The 21,157-nt window shown below is 59.1% G+C and carries 17 protein-coding genes; 12 read left to right on the forward strand and 5 right to left on the reverse strand.

What is annotated here, in order from left to right; all coding sequences use genetic code 11:
- Positions 1 to 220: 220 nt before the first annotated feature.
- Complete coding sequence (locus tag ACIQWP_RS01700) at positions 221 to 2,566, reverse strand: LPS-assembly protein LptD (RefSeq protein ID WP_402781373.1); 2,346 nt, start codon at positions 2,564 to 2,566, stop codon at positions 221 to 223.
- Between the two features lie 616 nt (positions 2,567 to 3,182).
- Between ACIQWP_RS01700 and ACIQWP_RS01705 the strand changes: the two genes are divergently transcribed.
- Both ACIQWP_RS01705 and ACIQWP_RS01710 read left to right on the forward strand, forming a co-directional pair.
- Entirely contained in the window at positions 3,183 to 3,923 is a 741-nt protein-coding gene (locus ACIQWP_RS01705; protein WP_402782704.1) for a response regulator, read from the forward strand.
- Complete coding sequence (locus ACIQWP_RS01710) at positions 3,920 to 5,302, forward strand: sensor histidine kinase (RefSeq protein ID WP_402781376.1); 1,383 nt, start codon at positions 3,920 to 3,922, stop codon at positions 5,300 to 5,302. The genes ACIQWP_RS01705 and ACIQWP_RS01710 overlap by 4 nt, the downstream gene beginning before the upstream one ends.
- 131 nt (positions 5,303 to 5,433) lie before the next feature.
- Here the strand turns inward: ACIQWP_RS01710 and ACIQWP_RS01715 are convergent, their stop codons facing one another.
- Complete coding sequence (locus ACIQWP_RS01715) at positions 5,434 to 6,633, reverse strand: ROK family protein (RefSeq protein ID WP_402781379.1); 1,200 nt, start codon at positions 6,631 to 6,633, stop codon at positions 5,434 to 5,436.
- Between the two features lie 277 nt (positions 6,634 to 6,910).
- On the opposite strand from ACIQWP_RS01715, the gene ACIQWP_RS01720 reads away from it, so the two are divergent.
- The 6 genes from ACIQWP_RS01720 (at position 6,911) to ACIQWP_RS01745 (ending at position 13,696) form a co-directional block, all read left to right on the forward strand.
- Positions 6,911 to 7,987, forward strand: coding sequence for a Gfo/Idh/MocA family protein (locus ACIQWP_RS01720; protein ID WP_402781382.1), 1,077 nt, complete (start codon positions 6,911 to 6,913; stop codon positions 7,985 to 7,987).
- Positions 7,987 to 8,823: a sugar phosphate isomerase/epimerase family protein gene (locus ACIQWP_RS01725; RefSeq protein WP_402781385.1), complete on the forward strand. Its 837-nt coding sequence runs from the start codon at positions 7,987 to 7,989 to the stop codon at positions 8,821 to 8,823. The genes ACIQWP_RS01720 and ACIQWP_RS01725 overlap by 1 nt, the downstream gene beginning before the upstream one ends.
- Entirely contained in the window at positions 8,820 to 9,641 is an 822-nt protein-coding gene (locus ACIQWP_RS01730) for an alpha/beta fold hydrolase (protein ID WP_402781388.1), read from the forward strand. The genes ACIQWP_RS01725 and ACIQWP_RS01730 overlap by 4 nt, the downstream gene beginning before the upstream one ends.
- Positions 9,634 to 10,335, forward strand: a complete 702-nt coding sequence (locus ACIQWP_RS01735) for a ribulose-phosphate 3-epimerase (RefSeq protein WP_402781391.1) — start codon at positions 9,634 to 9,636, stop codon at positions 10,333 to 10,335. The genes ACIQWP_RS01730 and ACIQWP_RS01735 overlap by 8 nt, the downstream gene beginning before the upstream one ends.
- 13 nt (positions 10,336 to 10,348) lie before the next feature.
- Complete coding sequence (locus ACIQWP_RS01740; protein WP_402781394.1) at positions 10,349 to 11,308, forward strand: ROK family protein; 960 nt, start codon at positions 10,349 to 10,351, stop codon at positions 11,306 to 11,308.
- A 183-nt stretch (positions 11,309 to 11,491) separates the two neighbouring features.
- On the forward strand, positions 11,492 to 13,696 hold the full coding sequence (locus ACIQWP_RS01745; RefSeq protein WP_402781397.1) for a DUF1217 domain-containing protein: 2,205 nt from the start codon (positions 11,492 to 11,494) through the stop codon (positions 13,694 to 13,696).
- 68 nt (positions 13,697 to 13,764) lie between these two features.
- Here ACIQWP_RS01745 and ACIQWP_RS01750 read toward each other — a convergent pair whose 3' ends face one another.
- The gene (locus ACIQWP_RS01750; RefSeq protein WP_402781399.1) at positions 13,765 to 14,541 is read right to left on the reverse strand and encodes an SDR family oxidoreductase; all 777 of its coding nucleotides are present in this window, start codon (positions 14,539 to 14,541) and stop codon (positions 13,765 to 13,767) included.
- Positions 14,542 to 14,595: 54 nt separating this feature from the next.
- Positions 14,596 to 15,489 (reverse strand): aldose 1-epimerase, encoded by an 894-nt coding sequence (locus tag ACIQWP_RS01755; RefSeq protein WP_402781402.1) that lies wholly within the window; start codon positions 15,487 to 15,489, stop codon positions 14,596 to 14,598.
- 379 nt (positions 15,490 to 15,868) lie between these two features.
- Between ACIQWP_RS01755 and ACIQWP_RS01760 the strand changes: the two genes are divergently transcribed.
- The 4 genes from ACIQWP_RS01760 (at position 15,869) to ACIQWP_RS01775 (ending at position 20,279) form a co-directional block, all read left to right on the forward strand.
- Positions 15,869 to 16,852: an arabinose ABC transporter substrate-binding protein gene (locus tag ACIQWP_RS01760; RefSeq protein WP_402781405.1), complete on the forward strand. Its 984-nt coding sequence runs from the start codon at positions 15,869 to 15,871 to the stop codon at positions 16,850 to 16,852.
- Between the two features lie 71 nt (positions 16,853 to 16,923).
- Positions 16,924 to 18,429 (forward strand): L-arabinose ABC transporter ATP-binding protein AraG, encoded by a 1,506-nt coding sequence (gene araG / locus ACIQWP_RS01765; protein ID WP_402781408.1) that lies wholly within the window; start codon positions 16,924 to 16,926, stop codon positions 18,427 to 18,429.
- 16 nt (positions 18,430 to 18,445) lie between these two features.
- The gene (araH, locus tag ACIQWP_RS01770) at positions 18,446 to 19,402 is read left to right on the forward strand and encodes an L-arabinose ABC transporter permease AraH (protein ID WP_402781411.1); all 957 of its coding nucleotides are present in this window, start codon (positions 18,446 to 18,448) and stop codon (positions 19,400 to 19,402) included.
- A gap of 103 nt (positions 19,403 to 19,505) precedes the next feature.
- On the forward strand, positions 19,506 to 20,279 hold the full coding sequence (locus ACIQWP_RS01775; RefSeq protein ID WP_402781414.1) for a FadR/GntR family transcriptional regulator: 774 nt from the start codon (positions 19,506 to 19,508) through the stop codon (positions 20,277 to 20,279).
- A gap of 38 nt (positions 20,280 to 20,317) precedes the next feature.
- Here the strand turns inward: ACIQWP_RS01775 and ACIQWP_RS01780 are convergent, their stop codons facing one another.
- Entirely contained in the window at positions 20,318 to 21,091 is a 774-nt protein-coding gene (locus ACIQWP_RS01780) for an SDR family oxidoreductase (RefSeq protein WP_402781417.1), read from the reverse strand.
- Positions 21,092 to 21,157 lie beyond the last annotated feature (66 nt).

Raw genomic sequence — 21,157 nt, forward strand, 5'->3', positions numbered from 1 at the left:
CACTTCCCCGCGTTCCTCGGTGTTAAGTAATGTTAAGTAAGATTTCGATCTGGCTTCGGTATTGTCACACATATGCACGAACCATCCCGATGGGTCTCGTCGCCCGATCTGGCACGTGAGCCGACATGTCTCCGCCCATCTTCGAGCAGCGAAAACGCTCTATCCTCTTGTTTTCACGCAATTCCAGGGAAGCGCGCCATGCGCCTTTCCGGAAATTGCTCTAGTTGCCACCGACCTTGACCTCACCGAGCGTGCGGAATGTCAGGTGCAGCATGATCGACCAGTCGACACCAGTCGTGCTGGACGTGTCCCGTTTCCAGTTGTAATCCAGGCTGGCGGTTGTGCATTCGTCGGAATAGATCACGCCGAAGTCGTGCTCACTGAGATCGTTGGCGCGCAGATCATATCCGAGCTTCGTGTTTACCGCCCATTGATCAGAGAGCTTCAATTTGACTTGCGGCTGGAGCTCGTCTTCATTTGTCGGAATATCGTAGTCGGGTTGAGCCTCGATATGCGTATAGGTCAGCTGCGTATCGAGAATCGGTGTGACGTAACCGATCGTCGTATCGCCGCGCTTCATCGCGAAGTTGTCGTGATCGAGCCGGTACGAGGTCGAGAGCGTCACGCCATGCGGCATGGTCACGCCGAACATCGTCACATAGTCGGATCGCGCCGTCTCTAGCCCCGATTCGAGGCCGGCGCCGACCAGGTCCGGCGTCGCGAATGAATTCGTCCCCATGAGCTGGTAGGACTGGCCGAAGACACTGTCCAGCTTGTAGCCGCTGTCAAAGCTGCCGGTGTAGCGCATGCCGACATTGGCGCGCGTTCCCCCTTCCACGCGGTCGAACCCGGAGAATTTATCCCGGTCGAAAAGATTGGTCGCATCGAACACGAAGCTCTGGGCGTCCTCATTCGGCAATTGGCCCGCGAGTTGTTCGTTCGGCCGAAGATAGATCTGCGCGATCGGTTCGAAGATCTGCGTGGAATGCGCCGTGGTCGCGAGTATCGGATACTTGGCCTCCAGTCCGGCGGTCAGCATATCGCGCGCTGCGACACCATTGGTGTCATAGTTGCCGGCATAGACATAGGACGGGCTGATGGAGTTCGGCCCATCCATTCCCAGAGCCATGGTATCGCCGCGTGCGGCAAGCAGCGGCGTCAGCTCCAGCCCCTGCGGCGTCACGAAGGAGCGCTGCCACTGCAGTTCGGTCGTCAGGCGCGTGTAATCGCCCTCAAGGCCGAGGAAGCGATCGGTATTGTCCGGATTGACGACGACGTCTGCTGCGCTTCGGGAGATGTTGGTGAAATTGCTGGTCAGCGACAATTCTCCGCCGTAAACGGATTTGGGTGCGATCGCGTGATAATCGATGACCGGATAGGCTTCAGCCTGCTGCTTTTGCGAGGTGCTGCCGGTGGTCGCGTCCTGCTCGTCGTAATAGGCGAACCGCATGTCGAAGAAATTCTGCTTGCCGATACCGGTCAGATAGGCCTGATTGGTGTGGGTGCTTTGGTTTAGCCCCTCGATGTTATAGGTTCGGGCAAAGTCGTTGTCGCTCTGCGCCATGACATCCCAGCCGAAGGTCCAGCGCGGATTGATCTTGAAGTCGCCCTTGGATGCGATGAGCGTCCTGAGCTTTGCGCTCGCGTCGGTGGTGCCGGCGTCGAACGCACCCGGATCGGTCTGGTCGATGATGGCCGCCCGCAGACTGTAGGTTCCGCTTTCGAGCCGCTGACGAAACTCTCCCTGCAGCAGCAGGCCCTGACTGCTGTATCCCGTGGCAGTAACCGTCGCATCCATGCTCGGCGAGATAACGTAGTAGTAGGGAATTGCCGCGCCGAAGCCGAGATTCTGCGAGACGCTGAAGGTCGGAAACAGAAAGCCCGACTTCCTCTTCACCGTATTGTCGGGGACAGTCATCCAGGGGATGTAGGCGATCGGCTGGCCGAAAAGTTCAAGCCTCGCATGCTCCAGCCTTATCGTATGGGTGATGCCGTTCTGGATGATCCTTTCGGCCTTCACCTGCCATAGCGGCGCGCGCCCCTGTTCCGTGCATGGAGCGCAGGCGGTGTAGACGCCCTTGGTCAGGATGACCTTGGAGCCATCGACACGGTTGCCCTTGATCGCCACCAATCGCGTATTGTCGGGCATTTCAACCCGCAGGGCATCTATGAATCCACTCGAGAAGTCATTGGTCACATCCATCCTGTTACCATAGGTGCGGTTACCGTCGGGTGTGATCAATTCGGCATTTCCCGCTGCGGTCATCCTTTTTGTCACCTGGTTATAGTCGACGCGGTCGGCCACCAATTTGTAGCCGCCATAGTGGATTTGAACTGCGCCGAGCGCGGTTATTATCTGCGTATCCTTGTTGTAAATGGCCTCGTTCGCCCGCAGTAGCAGCTTTGCTCCGTCCGGAATTTTTATATTGGTTGTGGTCGGCAAAGTGGACTTCTGTCCCGCTGGTTGCTGCCGAGCCTGGTCCTGAGCGAATACATGACTGCCGGCGGTACTCGTGGAGAGAACAATAACGGACAAAGCTACGGTGGCAGGGTTGGAACCCCGCATGAATATACACCTCAAATGCCACACTCCGCAGATCGAGCAGGAAATATCGCCATTTCCTTCTGAGGCGTATTCCCGTCAGGAATAAATGCTCTTACACGGAGGGATATGGTCACTTTCAGAGTGCTGTTTGCAGACCGATATCCGGATAGCAGCGAGACCATTTCAGCTGCATCCATGTCCCGTACTATCGGAAGCGATTGATTTGTTCGTGCTTCATAGCGAGATTTCACGCCGCCATTCACGTCTATAACTGTTCGATCTTGGTAGTCGGATATTGCAGCAGTATGCGTAGCTGGACGCACGATTTGAGACTCCATTGCCATTTGGCAAGGAATAAACGAAGACGACTACAGTTTGGATTAAGTTGAGTTAAGTTATATTTCTCTATGTTTCCGCATATATATTGTTTTTCTCTATGTATTTTTGTGTAATTTTCGAAATAAAGTTACGGTATTGACAGCGTGGTAGGTGATACTTGCCACAAGCTCGACAAAATTAGATGCAGGCTGCCTAATGTACCGCAACATCTTGTGCGGGAATACCCCGGCAAGATCGAAAGAGCATTGGAACATGTTGTGATGCCATCGAATTGACCCGAGCGGCAGTAAAGGTGCCTATGAATACCATTAGAACTGCAAACAAGGAACAGAGGCAGTCGATTCTCCTAGTGGAGGATGATAGCGAGATCGCCAAGATACTGTCGGAAGCTCTGGCTGAGAACGGCTTTAACAGCACGTGGGCACCCTCAGCCGAGGAGATGGATGCGTTTCTGGAAGACAACACGACAGATCTCGTCATTCTTGATGTGATGCTGCCCGGCGAAAGCGGGCTGAGTATTTGCCGTCGGTTGAGAGCGACCTCGTTGGTCCCGATCATCCTGCTGACGGCGCGTTCCGAGGATGTAGACAGGATTATAGGGCTGGAAATCGGCGCCGATGACTATGTCACCAAACCCTTTAACCATCGAGAGCTTCTTGCAAGAATCCACGCGCTCCTCAGGCGTTCGCACATCACCAGGCCCCCGACCGATCCTTTCCATTCGGCCTTTCGTTTCGAGGGATGGCGCGTCGAGCCTGGGCAGCGGCAGCTGTTCAGTCCCGAGGGCGCCCGGGTGACGCTGACAAGCACGGAGTTCGATCTTCTTCTGGCCTTCTGTCAGAATTCAAGACGCATTCTAACAAGGGAGCAGCTTCTGGAGCTCACGCACAGTGGTACGGCCGGTCCGATTGGCCGCAGCGTCGATGTGCATATCAGCAGAATACGCCAGAAGATCGAGCCAGACCTGCGCTCCCCGACCTTCATCAAAACCGTTCGCCTGGGAGGCTACGTCTTTACGCCCCGCATAGAGATATTATGACGGGGTATCTTCGTTTCATCAATCGTCGGTCCATCGTCACCCAGATGATCGCGGTCGTCCTGGCCGCCGTCATTCTGGGGACGGTGTGCACCTCGGTTGCGTTCCTCTTTCTCTCCGACGGATGGCACAATGAAGGCGATTTCAAGCTGGTGGCGGTTTCGGCGGCTGCGCGCATAGCCACTATTGCGGAGGAGGCGCGGCAAAGTTCGTCGGTGAGGGAGCTAAAGAAGATTATGAGCGGCTCCCGGTGGCTCGATATGCATATAGAAATCGTCCCGAGCTCAGTGTTCTTCCCCAGCCGGGAATTCACCTCTGCCGAGAGACGCCAGGCGCCGGACAATAATTTCGCCGACGAGCTGCAAAACGAGCTTCTTTCCCACTGGAACCTGCCGGCATCCGATATCTCGATCTCCGCGGGCAATTCCGTTGTCGTCAAAATCAATGATCAATATGCGCTGATCTTCCAGACGACGCACCGTCCGCCGATGCAGCGGTTCATCTTCATACAGCTTGGCTTCGTCGTCGTCACGGTGATGATCGTGGTGCTTTTCCTGGCCGTCTATATCATCAAGCGGCTGATGGCGCCGCTGTCATCGATCGCGGCGGCGGCCGATGCGCTGGGTCATGTGTCGACACAGGCCCAGCCGATCAGCGATGCCGGCCCCCAGGAAGTCAGCCAGGTGGCGAAGGCCCTCAACCATCTCCACGGCCGTCTGCAGTCCCTGATAGAAGAGCGGACCCGGATGCTGGCTGCGATCAGCCACGATCTGCGCACGCCCCTCACACGGTTGCGTCTGAAGCTTGAGCGCGGAGTCCGATCCGCGGAATTGGGAGGCATGATCGATGAAATCGAAATCATAGACAATATGATCTCGGAGACGCTGCACTATCTGCGCGAGCAGAATGATCGACGCGCCGGCTATGTCATAGACATGCCGAGCCTCATTCAGACCGTCTGCAACGAGTTTGCGGATATGGGCTTCGATATACGATACTGCGGTCCCGCCAGAATGGCTTTTTTCTGCGAGGAATTGGGGATGAGGCGTGCCCTGTCCAACGTGATCGACAACGCGATCAAGCATGGAACGGAAGTCGTGGTATTGCTTGAAAGCCGGGGGGAAGGCGGCTTTGAGATCCAGATTTCCGACAACGGCCCCGGTATTCCGAAAGAGCACCGCGCCAAGGTGCTGGAGCCCTTCTATGTTGCCGACGATGCGAGATCGCTGATCGGGAGAAGCGGATTTGGACTGGGTCTTTCCATCGTGCGCGATGTCGTATCCCGTCATCGCGGAACCATTTCCTTTGCCGACAACGCGCCTTCGGGCCTTGTCGTCCGGTTGTCGTTCAATCAATCGCGATTGGAGGAATTTGCGAGCTGAGCCTTCGATCGATGCGACGCGTCGGTCGGCTGCATATGCCCCAAGCAATTCCAGGAAAGTACCAGGCGAGTTTCCATCTAGAATTGAGCAAAAGCAAATTGATGGAGCGGCTTGGCGATTCCGTGAACGCTTTAACGCGGTGTTATGACAGCGACGCGGGAGATATCGAATGTATGGTGGTGGGCGATGGCGGCGGCGCCGATGGCTCCTTCCTGCGGTCTGAGGCTTGAGAGCATCAGGGTCGGGGCAGGGACGCCGGTGACGATACCGCGGCTGACGCCTTCCGATATGCGGTCGATCGCCGCCTCGGCCAGTTTGGCAAGCGGGCCGGCGAGGAAGACGACGCTCGGATTGTAGAGATTGACCAGCGAGACGAGGCCCTGAACGAGCCAGTGCGCGAAGGAATCGAGTGTCTCGATGGCTCTGGCGTCGTTGCGGCGTGCCGCCGCGACGATCTGCCCGGGAAGTTCGGCAAGTTCGATCTCGGAGAGGTGGGCCGTTCCCCAAAATTGCTCTGCGACGGCGGCAAGCCCGATCCGGCTTTCCAGGCAGCCCCTGTTGCCGCATCCGCACAAGGGGCCGTCATCGGACAGGCGCAGATGCCCGAACTCGCCGGCCGTGCCGTTCGCGCCCCGCATCAGCCTGCCATCGACGATGACCGCACCGCCGCATCCGGCGTCGAGTTTCAGGAAGAGGGTGCAGGTACCGGGCAGCGACGGGTCGTTGTAGGCGCAGCCGAAGGCGCCGGCATTGGCGTCGTTCTCGATGAAGAAGGGCAGATCGATCAGCGGCGAGAGCAGCCGGGGAAAGTCGACGTCGCGCCAGCCGACGATCGGCAGGTTGACGACGAAGCCGTCAGAGCGGACGATGCCGGGAAAGGCGATGCCCACGCCCTTGAGGCCATCTCTATAGGCAGGGTTGTCTTTCAGCCTGTTCACCTGCAATGCGATCTCGTCCGCGACCTGTTCGGGCGACATCCGGCCGTTGAATGGCATCTCGCTTGCCTCGACAACGGCTGCTGCGAGATTCAGCAGGGCGAAGCGCAGCATGCCGACACCGACCTCGACACCGAAGAAGAAGGCACCGTCGGCGTTGAGCGCGACATTGGTCGCCGGCCTACCCGGTTCGCGATTGGCCTGGCGGCCAGGATTGGGCAATTCCACATCCTGGACGAGCCCGCGCTCGATGAGGTTGTTGACCAGGCGGGTCACGGTGGCGGGGGTGACGGCGAGATGGCGGGCGATTTCGATGCGGCTGGCCTGGCCCTGAATGCGCAGCATGGTCAGGATGGTCAGTTCGTTCAGATATTTCGCGATCGTCTGATCCGCCAAGGGCCACCCATCCAATTCCGCTTTTGATTTCAGGCTGCATCACTAGCAGCACTTTCGCGAAATCTTTCCAAAATATATTTTATTTCTTTTGTAAAAAAATTATAGAAGTGATTTATAACTAAGGAGTGAGGAGAAGCTGGAAGTCATGCGCAGATCGGTCGTTGCCGGGGGAGGCACGGCCCGAATGATTGCTGCATACTTCGTCCACTCCTGAAATCCATTGTCCTGGCGCTCGTTCGAGCGTTTCTCGATCATTGCGCAAGCGAAGGAATTCCTGATGCCAGTAAAAGACGAACGGCGCCTTCGCATCGGTGTGCTCGGCGCCGGCCAGATCGCCCAGGCGGCGCATTTTGAAAGCTGCACCAAGGCGGTGAATGCCGACCTTCATGCCATTTGCGACGTGGCCGACGATCTCAGGGAACGGATGGCGATCACCCACGGGGCCGAGAAGACCTACGCCGATTACGACCGGATGCTGGCCGATCCGGATCTTGACGCCGTCATCATCGCGACGGCGGATGCCTTCCACGTGCCGGCCTCGATCAAGGCGCTGGAAGCCGGCAAGCATGTGCTTTGCGAAAAGCCGGTCGGGGTGACGGTCGAAGAGTGCCTGGAACTGAAGGCTGCCGTTGAGCGATCGGGCAAGATCTTCCAGGTCGGCCATATGAAGCGCTTCGATGTCGGGCTGCAGGCGGCCAAGGGCTTCATCCGCGACGAGATGGGCGAGATGGTTGCGCTCAAGGCCTGGTATTGCGACAGCACCCATCGCTACCCGATGACCGACGCCGTGCAGCCGCTGATCGTCACCAGCGCCCGTGCGAGGAAGCCGTCAACCAATCCGAAGGCGGATCTGCGTCGCTACTATATGCTGGCGCACGGCTGCCACCTGATCGACACGGCTCGGTATTTTGCCGGCGACATCGTCTCGGTCCGTGCCCGCCTGTCGGAGCGCGCCGGCATCTGGTGCTGGTTCGTCGATGTCGAATTCGCCTCCGGCACGCTCGGTCATCTCGATCTGACCGTGCAGGTGCGCATGGACTGGCACGAAGGCTTTCAGATCTACGGTCGCAACGGCAGCATCCTCGGCAAGACCTATAATCCTTGGTACTACAAGACGAGCGAGGTCGACATCTTCCGCGAGGCCGACGGCATGACGCATCGTGTGCTCGGCGCAGACGGCCATTTCTATCGCCGACAGGTGGAGGGCTTTGCCCGCACCATTCTCGATGGTGCCGCCATGGAAGGCGCCGATATCGACGACGGTCTCGCCTCGGTGCAAGCCATGGTCGCTATCGCCCGCTCCGTCGAAGGCGGCAAGGCCGTCGCACTGGCCGACGTGACGGGCGGTGTGTGATGAAGCTCGGTATCTTCGCCAAGACCTTCGATGGATCAGACCCGGCAGCGGTCCTCAGATCGGTCGCCGATGCAGGCTTCGCCTCAGCGCAATACAACATGGCCTGCTCCGGTCTGGCGCCGATGCCCGATACGATCGGCACAGAGCAGGCGGCCGCAGTCGCTGCCGCCGCAGAAGTCTCCAAGGTCGAGATCGTCGCCGTCTCCGGCACCTATAACATGATCCACCCCAATATCGCCGTGCGCGAGGCCGGACATCGCAGGCTGGAAGAGCTTGCCAAGCATTGCGCCGCGATGTCGACGGGGCTGATCACGCTATGCACCGGCACGCGCGACCCCCTTGATCAATGGCGGGCGCATTCCGGCAACGATCTGCCCGATGCGTGGCGGGATCTGCTTGAGGCCATGGAAATCGCCATCGAGATCGCCGAGCGATACGATGTCGATCTCGGCATCGAGCCGGAATTGGCCAATGTCATCAACTCCGCGCAAAAGGCGCATCGCCTGATTGCCGAACTCAAGAGCCAGAGACTGAAGGTCGTGATCGATCCGGCCAATCTCTTCGAGGTTGCTCCGTTGGACGAGCAGCGCCATATCGTGTCTTCCGCCATCGATCTGATGGCCGAGCACATCGTCATGGCTCATGCGAAGGATCGCAATCCGGATGGCAGTTTCGCAACCGCCGGGAAGGGCGTCATCGATTATCCTCACTATCTCGGCAGGCTGAAGCAGATCGGCTTCAGCGGCAACCTGGTCACTCATGGCCTGAAGGCGGACGAGGCTGCCGGCGTCGCCGCGTTTCTTCGGGATCTCCTTGCGACAGGAGGGACGCGATGAGCGAGACGGCTGCGTTTCGGACGAGCGACGGTACGCTCTTGAATGTCGACATGTCCGGAGAGGGCGCTCCGGCCGTCTTCCAGCATGGCTTGTGCGGAGATGCGACGCAGACAGAGGAAGTCTTTCCGGCGGATGCCGGCTTTTGCCGCACAACGGTCGAAGCAAGAGGCCACGGTCGGTCGGAGGCCGGCAACCCCGATCGGTTCTCCATCGCCACTTTTGCCGACGATGTGGCGTCCTACATTGAAAGACATGCTTCCAGGCCTGTCGTCCTCGGCGGCATCTCGATGGGCGCGGCAATTTCGCTGCGCCTGGCGGTCAAGCGCCCGGATCTCATCAAAGCGCTCATCATTGCCCGGCCCGCATGGCTTGCCCAGTCCGCGCCGGACAACATGGCCCCGAACGCGGAAGTCGGGCGTTTGTTGCGGCAGATGCCAGCGGAGGAGGGCAAGATGGCGTTTCTTGGCGGCAGCGCCGGCCAGCGGCTGGCCACGGATGCCCCGGACAATCTGGCCTCGTTGCTGGGCTTCTTTTCGCGCGTGCCTCTCGATGTCACCGCGGCTTTGCTGACCGCGATTTCCAATGATGGCCCTGGCGTCACTGAAGCCGAGGTGCAACGAATATCGATGCCGACGCTGGTCATCGGACATGACCGCGACCTCATCCATCCGCTTTCCTATGCGCAGGATCTGGCGCAACAAATTCCCGGCGCACGCTTCGTCAAAATCACATCCAAGGCTGAAAGCCGTTCGCAATATCAAGCCGATTTCCGCAAGGCGATGGGCGATTTTCTCAAGGACCTCAAAAACAATGACTGACGCTCGCAAGAACTGGATCGCCAACCTTCCCAAGGATCGATTGATCGGCGAATTTTCCGTCTGGTCCGCAGACCTTCTGCGCCTCGCCGACGATCTTTCGAGGGTCGATCCCTATGTCGACGTCCTCCATATAGACGTTGCCGACGGTCACTTCGCTCCGGCCATGCTGTTTTTCCCGGATCTGGTCGCCGGCATCCGGAAGATCTCCGCGCGCCCGATCCACGTCCATCTGATGGTGGCCGACAACATTCTCCTGTCGCAGATCGAGCAGTTTGCCGATGCCGGCAGCGATCTGATCAGCATTCATCTTGAAAACGAAGCCGTTGCCGACGCGGCGCTGGATCTCTTGGAGCGCCGCGGTGTTGCGGCGGGCATGGTGCTGAAGGTTGAGACGCCGGTGTCGCAGGTCGGGAAATACGTCGCGCGGCTCAATTTCCTGACGCTTCTCGGCACGGCGATCGGTGTGAAGGGGCAGGGGCTCGACGAGCGGGCGAGCGATCGGCTGGTCGAGGCCAAGCGGCTCATCGATACCTCGGGTGCGACGCACAGGATCGTTCTCGCCGCAGATGGCGGTATCCGCGAACATACGGTTCCGCTCCTTCGCCAGGCCGGTGCCGAGACTGTTGTCCTCGGCTCGCTGGCCTTCAACGCCCCCTCGCTGCAGCAGAGGATGGCGTGGCTTCATGCGCTTTGATATGAGGTAACGAGTGAGCCGGTTCGCGATCGGGATTGATTTGGGCGGAACGCAGGTCCGCGCGGCGGCGGTGGATGAGCGCGGCAACATTCACCAACGGATGGAGGAGCGCACGGACGCACAGGCGGGACCGGATCGGGTGCTCGGCCAGATCTGCGGTCTTGTCGACACGTTGCTTTCGGTTTGCGATCCATCCGCCATTACGGGTATCGGCGTATCGGCGCCGGGTCCGCTCGATACGGAGCTGGGATTGGCGCTGGACATTCCGACATTGCGCGGCTTTTCGAACTATCCCTTGCGCGAGGAATTGCAGAAGCGCTTGTCGCCTCCTGTCCGCCTCGAAAACGACGGTATAGCGGCCGCGATCGGCGAATGGCAATTCGGCGCCGGTCGGGGTTTCCAGAGCCTCGTCTATGTTACGGTCAGCACCGGCATTGGCGGCGGCATCGTAGCGGATGGACGAGTGGTGCGCGGCCGCAAGGGAATGGCCGGCCATGTCGGCCATATGTCCATCGTTCCGGATGGATTGGTGTGTTCCTGCGGCGGCAAGGGGTGCTTCGAGGCCTATGCGTCGGGAACCGCCTTCACCAAACGGGCGCGCGCGCGGATTGCCGAATGTAAGGAAACCTCCCTCGCAAGTGGCGGTGAAGCGCTCGACAGCCGCAGCGTCTTTGCCGCGGCGGACAACGGCGATCCGCTTGCCAATGTGCTCGTCGATGAGGAGGCGGACATTCTGGGACGTGGGTTTGTAAATCTCATCCATATTTTCAGCCCAGAAATCGTCATCATGGGGGGCGGCCTGTCCGAGCAGTTCGAGCGGCTGCAGCCGCGTATTCAAGCGTATGTGACGCAGTGGGCAATGCCGGCATTTCGCGATGTCAGGGTCGTGCGCGCAGCGCTCGGGCAGAATTCAGGGCTTGTCGGGGCGGCCGCGCTCGCATTTTTCTCGCAACAGTCCCCTACGGAGCCATGATTGCCGGATCTTCTGGCAAGAGGCGTGCTGGCCGAAAGAATTGTCGACGGGAGTTCCTCGATCCAGTCCATCGCGCTGTTCCACCGAAATAGGCCATAGATTGCCGGTCTAGCCTCGCGCAAGGTCTGGTTGCGATAGTCCATGCGGGGCGAATACCGATGAACTGCGCTGTGGGGGCGATCTATGATTTCGACGTATCTCGGCTATGTGTCCGCGACAAAGGACATGGCATCGACGCTTGCGCGCATCGCCAAGCAGGCGACGGTCAAAAGCGATCAGCAATATTACGATACGCATATCGGCAAGGTTAAGAACGTCGACGAGTTTCTGAGCGACTACAAGCTCTACAGCTATGCGATGAAGGCCTATGGCCTCGAGGATATGACCTACGCCAAGGCCTTCATGAAAAAGGTCCTGACCAGCGACCTTAGCGACACGAGCAGTTTTGCAAACAAATTGACGGACAGCCGCTATCGGCAATTCGCCGCGGCTTTCAATTTTGGCAGCAAGTCCAAAAATCAATCGGCGCAGAGCGATTCTCAGAAAACCGATACGATCGGGCTCTATGAGCAATCCTTTGCCAATGAAACGACCTCGGCCAAGAAGGAAAGCAAGTTCTACGATAGCTGGATCGATAAGGTGTCGAATGTCGACGATATCGTCAACAGCAGTAGAATGACCGATTATATTCTACGGGCGCACGGCTTAAATTCGGACAATGTATCGAAGACGTTCATGAAGTCGGTTCTGACCAGCGATGTCAACGATCCCAACAGCTTCGTCAACACGGCGAGCAACTTCTCTTCCGTCGCAACCCAGGCGACATACAAGCTGATCGCGTCGCAATTCGGCTTCAATGCCGACGGAACGCTTTCTGGTGCCACTGCGCAGACGACACAGCAGAAGGAAGCCATCATCTCGCGCTATGACAACATGGTTCCAAGCCTGTTGACCCCGGCTGCGGCCACCAGCAATGACGAATACTATCGCCAGGCGATTACGAAAGTTCAGTCGATCAGCGACATCACCGGCGACAACAGGCTGTTTTCCTACATAAAGACCGCATTCAATCTCAATCCCAAGCTCACGCCGGTCCAGTTCAACCTCGCCTTTACCAATGCCGACTATGCCGCCGTGACCGGAATGACGGATATGGTTTCGCACTTCAAGTTCGCCTCCGACGGAACGTTGCCGGCCGGTCAGCCCGCGCAGACGCCACAGGCTATCGATGATATCTCCACCAAATATATGAACCAGACCAAGGGTGCGAAACAGGCCCTGTTCGGCGATGCCGAGAAGCACTACAAGACCGCGGTCGGTAAAATAAAGACGATCGAAGACTTCTTTGCCGCCAACGACACGAAGAGCAAGAACCTTCCGACCATCGAGGATATGGCGCTTCGCGCCTTCGGGATCGGCAAGAACGAGGTTTCCAGGGATCAACTGCGCAAGATCCTGGAGAGCGATCCCTATGACAGCAAGAGCTATGTCAACTCGCTGAAGGACGACAGATTCGTCGAGCTTGCGAAGGCGTTCAATTTCGACAGCAAGGGCAATTTGCGGGAGCCGGTCGCGGCCCTGTCCCAGACCTCGATCAACAGCCTCATTTCCGCCTATTCGAAGTCGAAAACCTTCGGACTGACCGGCGAGATGCGGGACAAGGCGGTCAAGGATGCCAAGGACGCGGCGACCGAATTCAGCAAGTCGATCGCCAAGGTCAAGACGGTCGATGACCTCCTGGCGGACAAGAAGCTGACGGAGTTTATCCTCGTCGCGAACAATATCGACCCGAAGTCGGTCGACAAGAGCGCCTTGAAGAAGGCATTCACCGCCGACCCGGAGGATGCCAAGGGCTTCTTGAACACGCAGGCGGGCCAGCAGTTCAAGGCAATGGTGAATGTCTTCAACTTCGACGCCAAGGGAAATCTGACGACAGCCAAGATCGAGTCGGGACAGAACAAGGGCGCGCGCCTCGCCACCAACGATCTCTATCTTCACCAGACCCTGGAAACGCAGCAGGGGGGCTCCAACGAGGGCGTCCGCCTTGCGCTCTATTTCCAGCGAAAGGCGCCGCAGGTCAATTCCGTCTACGACATCATGTCCGACCCGGCGCTCTACAATGTGATCAAGACGACCTATTCGCTGCCGGCATCCATGTCGAACATGGACGTGACCCGCCAGGCGGCGATGCTGGAAAAGCTTTTCCCGATCAAGGACCTGCATGATGCCGGCAAGGTGAACAATCTGCTCAAGCGCTTCTCCGCCGTCTATGATGCGGCAAATGGCGCGAACACGACCTCGCCCGCTTCCGCCATTCTCACTCGTGGTTCCGGGACGGGCATGAGCGCGGACCTCATGCTCTCGATTGCCCAGCTTAGATCGCGATAGGCGTTCCGCCCGCCTTCGCGGGAGAATAGCGCCGTTGCGTGACCGTAGCGGCGTCTTCGTTTCCCGTGCTATTGATGCTGTAACACGCTCAAGCCGCCGTCCACGGTCAGGCTCGCGGCATTCATGAAGGGGCATTCGTCCGAGATCATGAAGACCGCTGCCATGGCGATCTCCTGCGGGGTGGCGATGCGACCGCCCGGATGCAGCTTCATCGTCTCTGCCTTGGCCCTTTCCGGATCGGGAAAGCTGTTCCAATAATCGATGGCCTTCTGCGTTGCGACATAGCCAGGCGCAAGAGCGTTCACGCGCACATTCTTCGACGCGTATTCGATCCCCAGTGATTTGGTCATGCCAAGAAGCGCATGCTTGGCAAGCGGATAGGGGAAGGTGTGGGGGATGATCGTGAAGGCGTGGGTCGAGGCGATGTTGAGGATGACGCCGCCACCCCGGGCGATCATGTCTGGCAGGACGGACCGGCAACAGTTCCAGGCACCCTTGAGGTTGATGTCGAAGCAACGCTGCCAGTCTTCATCCGTCGTTTGCAGCGGTTCGGCAAAGACGTTGACGCCGGCATTGTTGACGAGCGCATTGATGCTGCCGATCTCGCCGGCAGCTCTAGCCACGGCCGCGCGCATCGCTTCGGCGTCGATGATGTCGGCCGCCTGATAGCCAAGGTGGGCGCCGGTTGCCTTCAGCGCGCCGGCGGCCTGTTCCAGCAGGGCTTCGTCGCGATCGATGAGGAAGAGGCGCGCATCCTCGGCCGCGCACGCCTCGGCGATGGCCAGCCCGATCCCCTGCGCGGCTCCGGTAATGAAAACCCGTTTTCCAGAAAGGCGATTTGGCATTCATTGTTCCTCTTTGAGCTGGTGCGGAAATTCCGGTAGCCAGCCAGTCATGGGTTATTGCGGATATCTTTGTGGCCGCAGGCGGATCGACCCTGCAAGGGTCTCTCCCGGCTGCAGGATCTTCAAATCGCCGAGGTCGGGAAGATTGTGACCATTGGCGATGTGGGACATCGGCTCGAAGCAGAAATAATCCTGGCGAAAGGCCGGGTTGAAGTCTGTGTCGGGAATGAAGATGAATGCGTGCCTGACCGAGGCATCGGCGGTCAGGAGCAGGCTGGCATGTCTCTCCGGCCAGACGATCTCCGCCTCGCCGTTCCATCCCTCGAAGCCGTTGTTGACCCAGCGACGGGGCAGGGGCGAAGGCTTGGAGAAGTCGAGATCGGCCGGAATGTCGGCATGTTCTCCCGGCAGCCAGCCCTCCGTCTCCGTCCAAAATCGTTGCGCCGGCGCAAAGAGCGTCGTTTGAGGGGTCATCGGGAAATAGGGGTGCCAGCCAAGCCCGAAGGGCAGAGCGTCCTTGCCGGTATTTTCCACGCTCATCCGAAGCGTCAGCCCTTCGGCTGACAGCACGATTGTCTGCTTCGCTTCGTAGCCATAGGGCGTATCGCCCTCGCGCTGGCGAAAGCCGATCTGCAATTCGTTGCTCTGGCGGGAAAGAATGGACCATTCCGCCTGCCAGCCGTCGCCATGCAGGTAGTGAGGATCTGAGGCCGTGTTCGGCCGGAGCTTGTAGTCGCGTCCCTCGAATGCGAAGCGATTGTTGCGTATGCGATTGCCAAAGGGAACGAGGGGATAGCAGGCGGAGGCGGATGCTTCGGCATCGTCCGGAGCGGGTCGCAATAGTGCAATCCTGTGGCCATCCACCGCCCAGGAGTAATCAAGTAACGTGCCGCCAGAGGTTGATACGCGAGCCGAAAGCGAACCGTCCTGCAAATCGATGATGGTCATTGGGCGGTTGCCTTCCCCTCACAATCAAGGCCGATGTCGAATGGCTGGGCAGCCTATATTCGCCTTGTTCCATGTCAATGGATATATACGATTTATTTTAGCGACGCCGCAGTCATTTTGCTGATAATTTCTGAAATACCTTCAATATCGCCACTCTTGAAATGAAATTTGAATGATGATGGTCACATAGCCACAGAAATAATCATACATAAATATTGACGTGTATGATGTTTTTTCATATTCAAGGCTTCGGCTCCGATGGGCTGTGAATGCGATTTAATTATTATACAAATAATTGACTCGTATTACAATATATCTTAGGCAAGTCGAGCAGCTCCCGGGAGATGGAAGGGAGCACGCAAACAAAGGGAGAGAGATCATGCGCTTTTTCAAAGCGGCAATCCTTGCAGGCACCTTTGCCGTTCTGGCGGCGGGCTCGGCTTTCGCCGAGGACGTCAAGATCGGTTTCATCGTGAAGCAACCTGAAGAGCCCTGGTTCCAGGACGAATGGAAGTTCGCAGACCAGGCCGCCAAGGAGAAGGGCTTCACCCTCGTCAAGATCGGTGCCGAGGATGGTGAGAAGGTTCAGTCGGCGATCGACAATCTCGGTGCGCAGGGAGCGCAGGGCTTCATCATCTGCACGCCTGATGTCAAGCTCGGCCCGGGTATCGTCGCCAAGGCGGCTGCCAACCAGCTGAAGCTGATGACCGTTGATGACCGCCTGGTGAATGCCGAGGGCAAGCCGCTCGAGGATGTGCCGCATATGGGCATTTCCGCCACCAAGATCGGCGAAACGGTCGGTCAGGCGATTGTCGACGAAATCAAGAAGCGCGGCTGGGACATGAAGAATGTCGGTGCGATCCGCGTCTCCTACGATCAGCTGCCGACCGCCGTCGACCGCGTCGAAGGCGCAATCTCGGTGCTGAAGGCGGCGGGCTTCCCGGCTGCGAACATCTTCGACGCGCCGCAGGCCAAGACCGATACGGAAGCCGCGCTCAACGCCGCGACCACGGTTCTCAACAAGCATGCCGACATCAAGTACTGGGTCGCCTTCGGCCTCAACGATGAAGCCGTGCTTGGCGCCGTCCGCGCCTCGGAATCGGTCGGCATTCCTGCAGCCAACATGATCGGGGTCGGCATCGGCGGCGCGGATTCGGCGATCAACGAGTTCAAGAAGCCCGCCGCGACCGGCTTCTTCGGCACGGTCATCATCTCGCCGAAGCGCCATGGCTACGAGACGGCGCTCAACATGTATGACTGGATCGCCAACAGCAAGGAGCCGCCGAAGCTGACGCTCACTTCCGGTTCCCTGGCGCTGCGCGGCGACTACGAAAAGGTGCGCAAGGATCTCGGCATCGAATGATTGTCCGCAAAGGATGATTTTCGTCCGGCGGCCGTGTCGATGCCGCCGGACCTTCTCTCGATGGAGCGATCATGGCTTTCCTTGAATTCAAGGGCATTTCCAAGGGCTATCCGGGCGTCCAGGCGCTGTCCGACGTCTCCTTCAATGTGGAAAGAGGCGCCGTGCATGGGCTGATGGGCGAAAACGGCGCCGGCAAATCGACGCTGATCCGCGTTCTCTCAGGCGATCAATCGGCAGATACGGGCAGCATCGTCATCGATGGGGTGGAGCAGCATTATAGTTCGGTCCGCGATGCCTTTCATGCCGGCGTCATCGTCATCCACCAGGAGCTTCAATTGGTGCCGGAGCTGACCGTTGCCGAAAACCTCTGGCTCGGTCGTTTTCCCGGCAAGGCCGGTGTGATCGACGGCCGGACACTGGTCGAGACCGTTCGCACCAAGCTCAAGGAAATCGGCATCGACGTCGATCCTGCAGCTAAAGTCTCCTCGCTGTCGATCGGCGCGCGCCAGATGGTGGAGATCGCCAAGGCCGTCATGGTCGATGCGCGGGTGATCGCGCTCGACGAACCGACCTCCTCGTTATCCTCGCGCGAAAGCGAAATCCTGTTTTCCCTGATTGACCGGCTGAGAGCCAATGGCACGGTCATCCTCTATGTCTCGCATCGCCTGGATGAAATCTTCCGGCTCTGCGACAGCCTCACCGTGCTGCGTGACGGCAAACTCGCCGCACATCATCCGAAAATTGCCGATACGACGCGCGAGCAGATCATTTCGCAGATGGTGGGTCGCGAGATCAGCAATATCTGGGGCTGGCGCGAACGTCCGCTCGGCGAGGTGCGTCTCGAAGCCAAAGAACTCTCTGGCTCGAAGTTGCGCAATCCGGTCGGTTTCTCGGTGCGCAGGGGCGAAATCCTCGGCTTCTTCGGTCTCATCGGCGCCGGCCGAAGCGAGATGGCTCGCCTCCTCTACGGCGCCGATCATCGCCATCGGGGGAGCGTCTCGATCGACGGCGTCGCCGTTGCACCGAACAACCCGAAGGCCGCCATCAGCGCCGGCATGGTGCTCTGCCCGGAGGACCGCAAGTTCGACGGCATCATTCAGGGACGGTCGATCGAGGAAAACATCGCCATCTCCTCGCGGCGGCATTTCTCGCCCTTCGGCATCCTCAACCCGAAGAAGGAAGCTTCGGTCGCCGATCAGTTCATCGCCAAGCTCAGGGTTCGCACGCCCTCGCGCAAGCAGGATATCGTCAATCTTTCGGGCGGCAACCAGCAGAAGGTCATCCTCGGCCGCTGGCTTTCCGAGCAGGGCGTCAAGGTTCTCGTCATCGACGAGCCGACGCGCGGCATCGATGTCGGCGCCAAGTCGGAAATCTATGAAATTCTCTATGAGCTGGCGGCTGGCGGCATGGCGATCGTTGTCATATCCAGCGAGCTTCCCGAGGTCATGGGTATTTCCGATCGCATCATGGTCATGTGCCAGGGCCGCGTCGCAGCCAATGTCATCCGCGCCGATTTCGACGAGCGGGCCATTCTGACCGCGGCCCTGCCCGACAAGAACGCCGCCGGCACAATCTAATTCAGGAACAGTAGTGATGAATTCGTTGAAAAAAATCCTTCTCGGCGAACAGGGTCTGGTGGTGATCTTCGCGATCGCCTTCGTGATCGTCTCGCTCTTCGTTCCGAGCTTCCTGACCGAGCGCAACATGCTAGGCCTGCTGCAGTCTGTGGTGACGATCGGCATCGTCGCCTGCACCATGATGTTCTGCCTTGCCTCGCGCGACTTCGACCTGTCGGTCGGTTCGACCGTCGCCTTCTCGGGCATGATTGCCGTCATGGTGTCGAATTCCACCGGCTCCATCCCGCTGGGCCTGCTCGCGGCGCTGATCTCAGGCAGCGTCGTCGGCGTCGTCAACGGTGTCGTCATCGCCAAGTTCCGCATCAATGCACTGATCACGACGCTCGCCACCATGCAGATCGTGCGCGGTCTGGCCTTGATCGCCTCGGACGGCCGCGCCGTCGGCATCAACGATCCGGCTTTCTATCAGTTGGCACTGTCGCGCTTCCTCACCGTGCCGACGCCGATCTGGATCATGGTGGCGCTCTTCATCATCTTCGGCTTCACGCTCAATCGCACCGTTTTCGGCAAGAACACGCTGGCAATCGGCGGCAACCCCGAAGCCTCGCGTCTTGCCGGCGTCAATGTCGTCAACATGCGGATCTGGATCTTCGCTCTGCAGGGTCTCGTCTGCGCCATTGCCGGCATTCTGCTTGCCTCGCGCATCACGTCGGGCCAGCCGAACGCCGCAACCGGTCTCGAACTCTCCGTCATCTCGGCCTGCGTGCTTGGCGGCGTCTCTCTCGCGGGCGGTCGCGCGGCAATGACCGGTGTGATCGTCGGCGTCCTCATCATGGGCATAGCCGAGAACGTCATGAACCTGCTCAATATCCAGGCCTTCTATCAATATCTGGTGCGCGGCTGCATTCTGTTGATCGCCGTTCTGCTTGACAACCTGCGTTCGTCGGCGGCAGGGCGTGGCAGTCGCGTGTGACCAGATTTCCCGGGAGAAGTTTGCCGGACTTGCAGTTGCGCATTGATGTCTGGGCATGGTGCCGCTCATGATCGCTGCCGGGCAGCGGAAGGGAGTGCAAGGGATGAGTACGCGTGTGGGATCTTTACGGACGCAGAGCGGGGCCGCGCCCGAACAGGGAAGGCGCACCGTGCGCGAAGAGCTGTTGAAGAAGCTCATCGGCCAGATCGTTTCGGGCGCGCTTGTCGAGGGCTCGATCCTTCCGAACGAGGCCGAGCTTTCCGAGGTCTATGGCGTCAGCCGCACCAGCCTGCGCGAGGCCATGCAATATCTTTCGGCGCTCGGAATGGTGCGTTCGCGCACGCGCGCCGGCACCACGGTTCTTCCGCGGGAAAACTGGAACTATCTGGACCCGCTGGTTCTCGACGCGACGCTCGCGCTCAGCAACGACCGCAGCTTCTACGATTCCCTGCTCGATGCGCGCCAGGTGCTGGAGCCCGCCGCCGCAGCCCAGGCGGCGGCCAACGCCACTGCAAAGCAGCTCGCTCAGATTGCCGAGGCTTTCGAGGACATGGTGGCCGCCAATGCCAGGGATAATGAGGCGTGGAGCCAGGCGGATTTGGAGTTTCACACCGCCATCATCAATGCCAGCGGCAACTGGGTCTTTCGTCAGTTCGCTACCGCCATCCGGGCCGCCCTGCTTGCCAGTTTCCGCCTGACCAACCGGGCCAGCCAGTCGCATGAATATGCGATTGCCCGCCATCAGGATGTTCTGGATGCAATCCGCATGCGCCGACCCGATGCCGCCCGCTTTGCCATGGAGCAGTTGATCGGCACGGCCAGAATGGAGCTCAGCGACGCTCTGCGCGTCGCCAAGCTGAACGAGTCGTCCGAATAGAACGGCTCGCCTGTGGCCGGTAAGCCGGTTCGGTCCGCTTACTTGGTCGTGTAGCCGCCGTTGACCAGAATGGTCTGCCCGGTCATCCACCAACCCTCGCTGACGAGGAAGCGAATGTAGGGGACGATATCCTCGATGTCGGTAAGGCCGGTCTTCGAAAACTTCGAAAGTGCCGCCGCACCCTTATGATAGGCCTGCGCGTCGGTACTCTCTGCCGGGTAGAAGAAGGGCGTGTCCATCGGGCCGGGGCCGATCGCCGTCACCGAGATGCCGCGATCGCCGAATTCCTTGGCAGCGGCCCGCGTGAAATGCTCCACCGGCGCCTTGGTGCCCGCATAGCTCGAATAGAACGGCGTGAAAGCACCGAGCAGCGACGTGACGAGCGTGCAGATCTTGCCGTCGTCATTGAGCGACTTGCCGGCTTCCTTGAGGAAGAAGAAGGCCGATTTTGAATTGACGGCGCTCATCTCGTCATATTCGGCCTCCGATATGTCGACGATCGGCTTCTTCAGCACCTTGCCGACGGTGTTGATCGCAATGTCCGGGCGACCAAAAGCGGCGACAGCCTCGGCAAAGAGTTTCTCGACCGCATCTGCGGTCGTGAGGTCGGCCTGGAATGCGGCGGCTTCAGCACCGGCAGCCTTGACGGCTGCAACCGTCGTCTCGGCATCGGCCTTCGTTGAGGCGCTGTTATAGTGGATGGCGATCGCCTTTGCGCCATGCGCTGCGAAATCGCGGGCGATCAGGCCGCCAAGATTCTTTGCGCCGCCGGCGATGATGACGGTTTTTCCCTTGATGGAATGGTCGGTCATGGATGAGCCTCCTTCGGAAGGTGGGACGGCACCGTGCCGCCCTTCCTGAAGCAAATCTATCGTCTG

It is taken from the genome of Rhizobium sp. NPDC090279 (genome assembly GCF_044769665.1).
GTDB lineage: Bacteria > Pseudomonadota > Alphaproteobacteria > Rhizobiales > Rhizobiaceae > Rhizobium.

What these genes read in the sequence shown, in the direction of transcription:
- ACIQWP_RS01725 (WP_402781385.1), top strand. Translation starts at nt 7,987, where the DNA reads ATGAAGCTCGGTATCTTCGCCAAGACCTTCGATGGATCAGACCCGGCA.
- ACIQWP_RS01720 (WP_402781382.1), top strand. Translation starts at nt 6,911, where the DNA reads ATGCCAGTAAAAGACGAACGGCGCCTTCGCATCGGTGTGCTCGGCGCC.
- ACIQWP_RS01755 (WP_402781402.1), bottom strand. Translation starts at nt 15,489, where the DNA reads ATGACCATCATCGATTTGCAGGACGGTTCGCTTTCGGCTCGCGTATCA.
- araG (WP_402781408.1), top strand. Translation starts at nt 16,924, where the DNA reads ATGGCTTTCCTTGAATTCAAGGGCATTTCCAAGGGCTATCCGGGCGTC.
- araH (WP_402781411.1), top strand. Translation starts at nt 18,446, where the DNA reads ATGAATTCGTTGAAAAAAATCCTTCTCGGCGAACAGGGTCTGGTGGTG.
- ACIQWP_RS01775 (WP_402781414.1), top strand. Translation starts at nt 19,506, where the DNA reads ATGAGTACGCGTGTGGGATCTTTACGGACGCAGAGCGGGGCCGCGCCC.
- ACIQWP_RS01750 (WP_402781399.1), bottom strand. Translation starts at nt 14,541, where the DNA reads ATGCCAAATCGCCTTTCTGGAAAACGGGTTTTCATTACCGGAGCCGCG.
- ACIQWP_RS01760 (WP_402781405.1), top strand. Translation starts at nt 15,869, where the DNA reads ATGCGCTTTTTCAAAGCGGCAATCCTTGCAGGCACCTTTGCCGTTCTG.
- ACIQWP_RS01700 (WP_402781373.1), bottom strand. Translation starts at nt 2,566, where the DNA reads ATGCGGGGTTCCAACCCTGCCACCGTAGCTTTGTCCGTTATTGTTCTC.
- ACIQWP_RS01745 (WP_402781397.1), top strand. Translation starts at nt 11,492, where the DNA reads ATGATTTCGACGTATCTCGGCTATGTGTCCGCGACAAAGGACATGGCA.
- ACIQWP_RS01780 (WP_402781417.1), bottom strand. Translation starts at nt 21,091, where the DNA reads ATGACCGACCATTCCATCAAGGGAAAAACCGTCATCATCGCCGGCGGC.
- ACIQWP_RS01730 (WP_402781388.1), top strand. Translation starts at nt 8,820, where the DNA reads ATGAGCGAGACGGCTGCGTTTCGGACGAGCGACGGTACGCTCTTGAAT.
- ACIQWP_RS01735 (WP_402781391.1), top strand. Translation starts at nt 9,634, where the DNA reads ATGACTGACGCTCGCAAGAACTGGATCGCCAACCTTCCCAAGGATCGA.
- ACIQWP_RS01710 (WP_402781376.1), top strand. Translation starts at nt 3,920, where the DNA reads ATGACGGGGTATCTTCGTTTCATCAATCGTCGGTCCATCGTCACCCAG.
- ACIQWP_RS01705 (WP_402782704.1), top strand. Translation starts at nt 3,183, where the DNA reads ATGAATACCATTAGAACTGCAAACAAGGAACAGAGGCAGTCGATTCTC.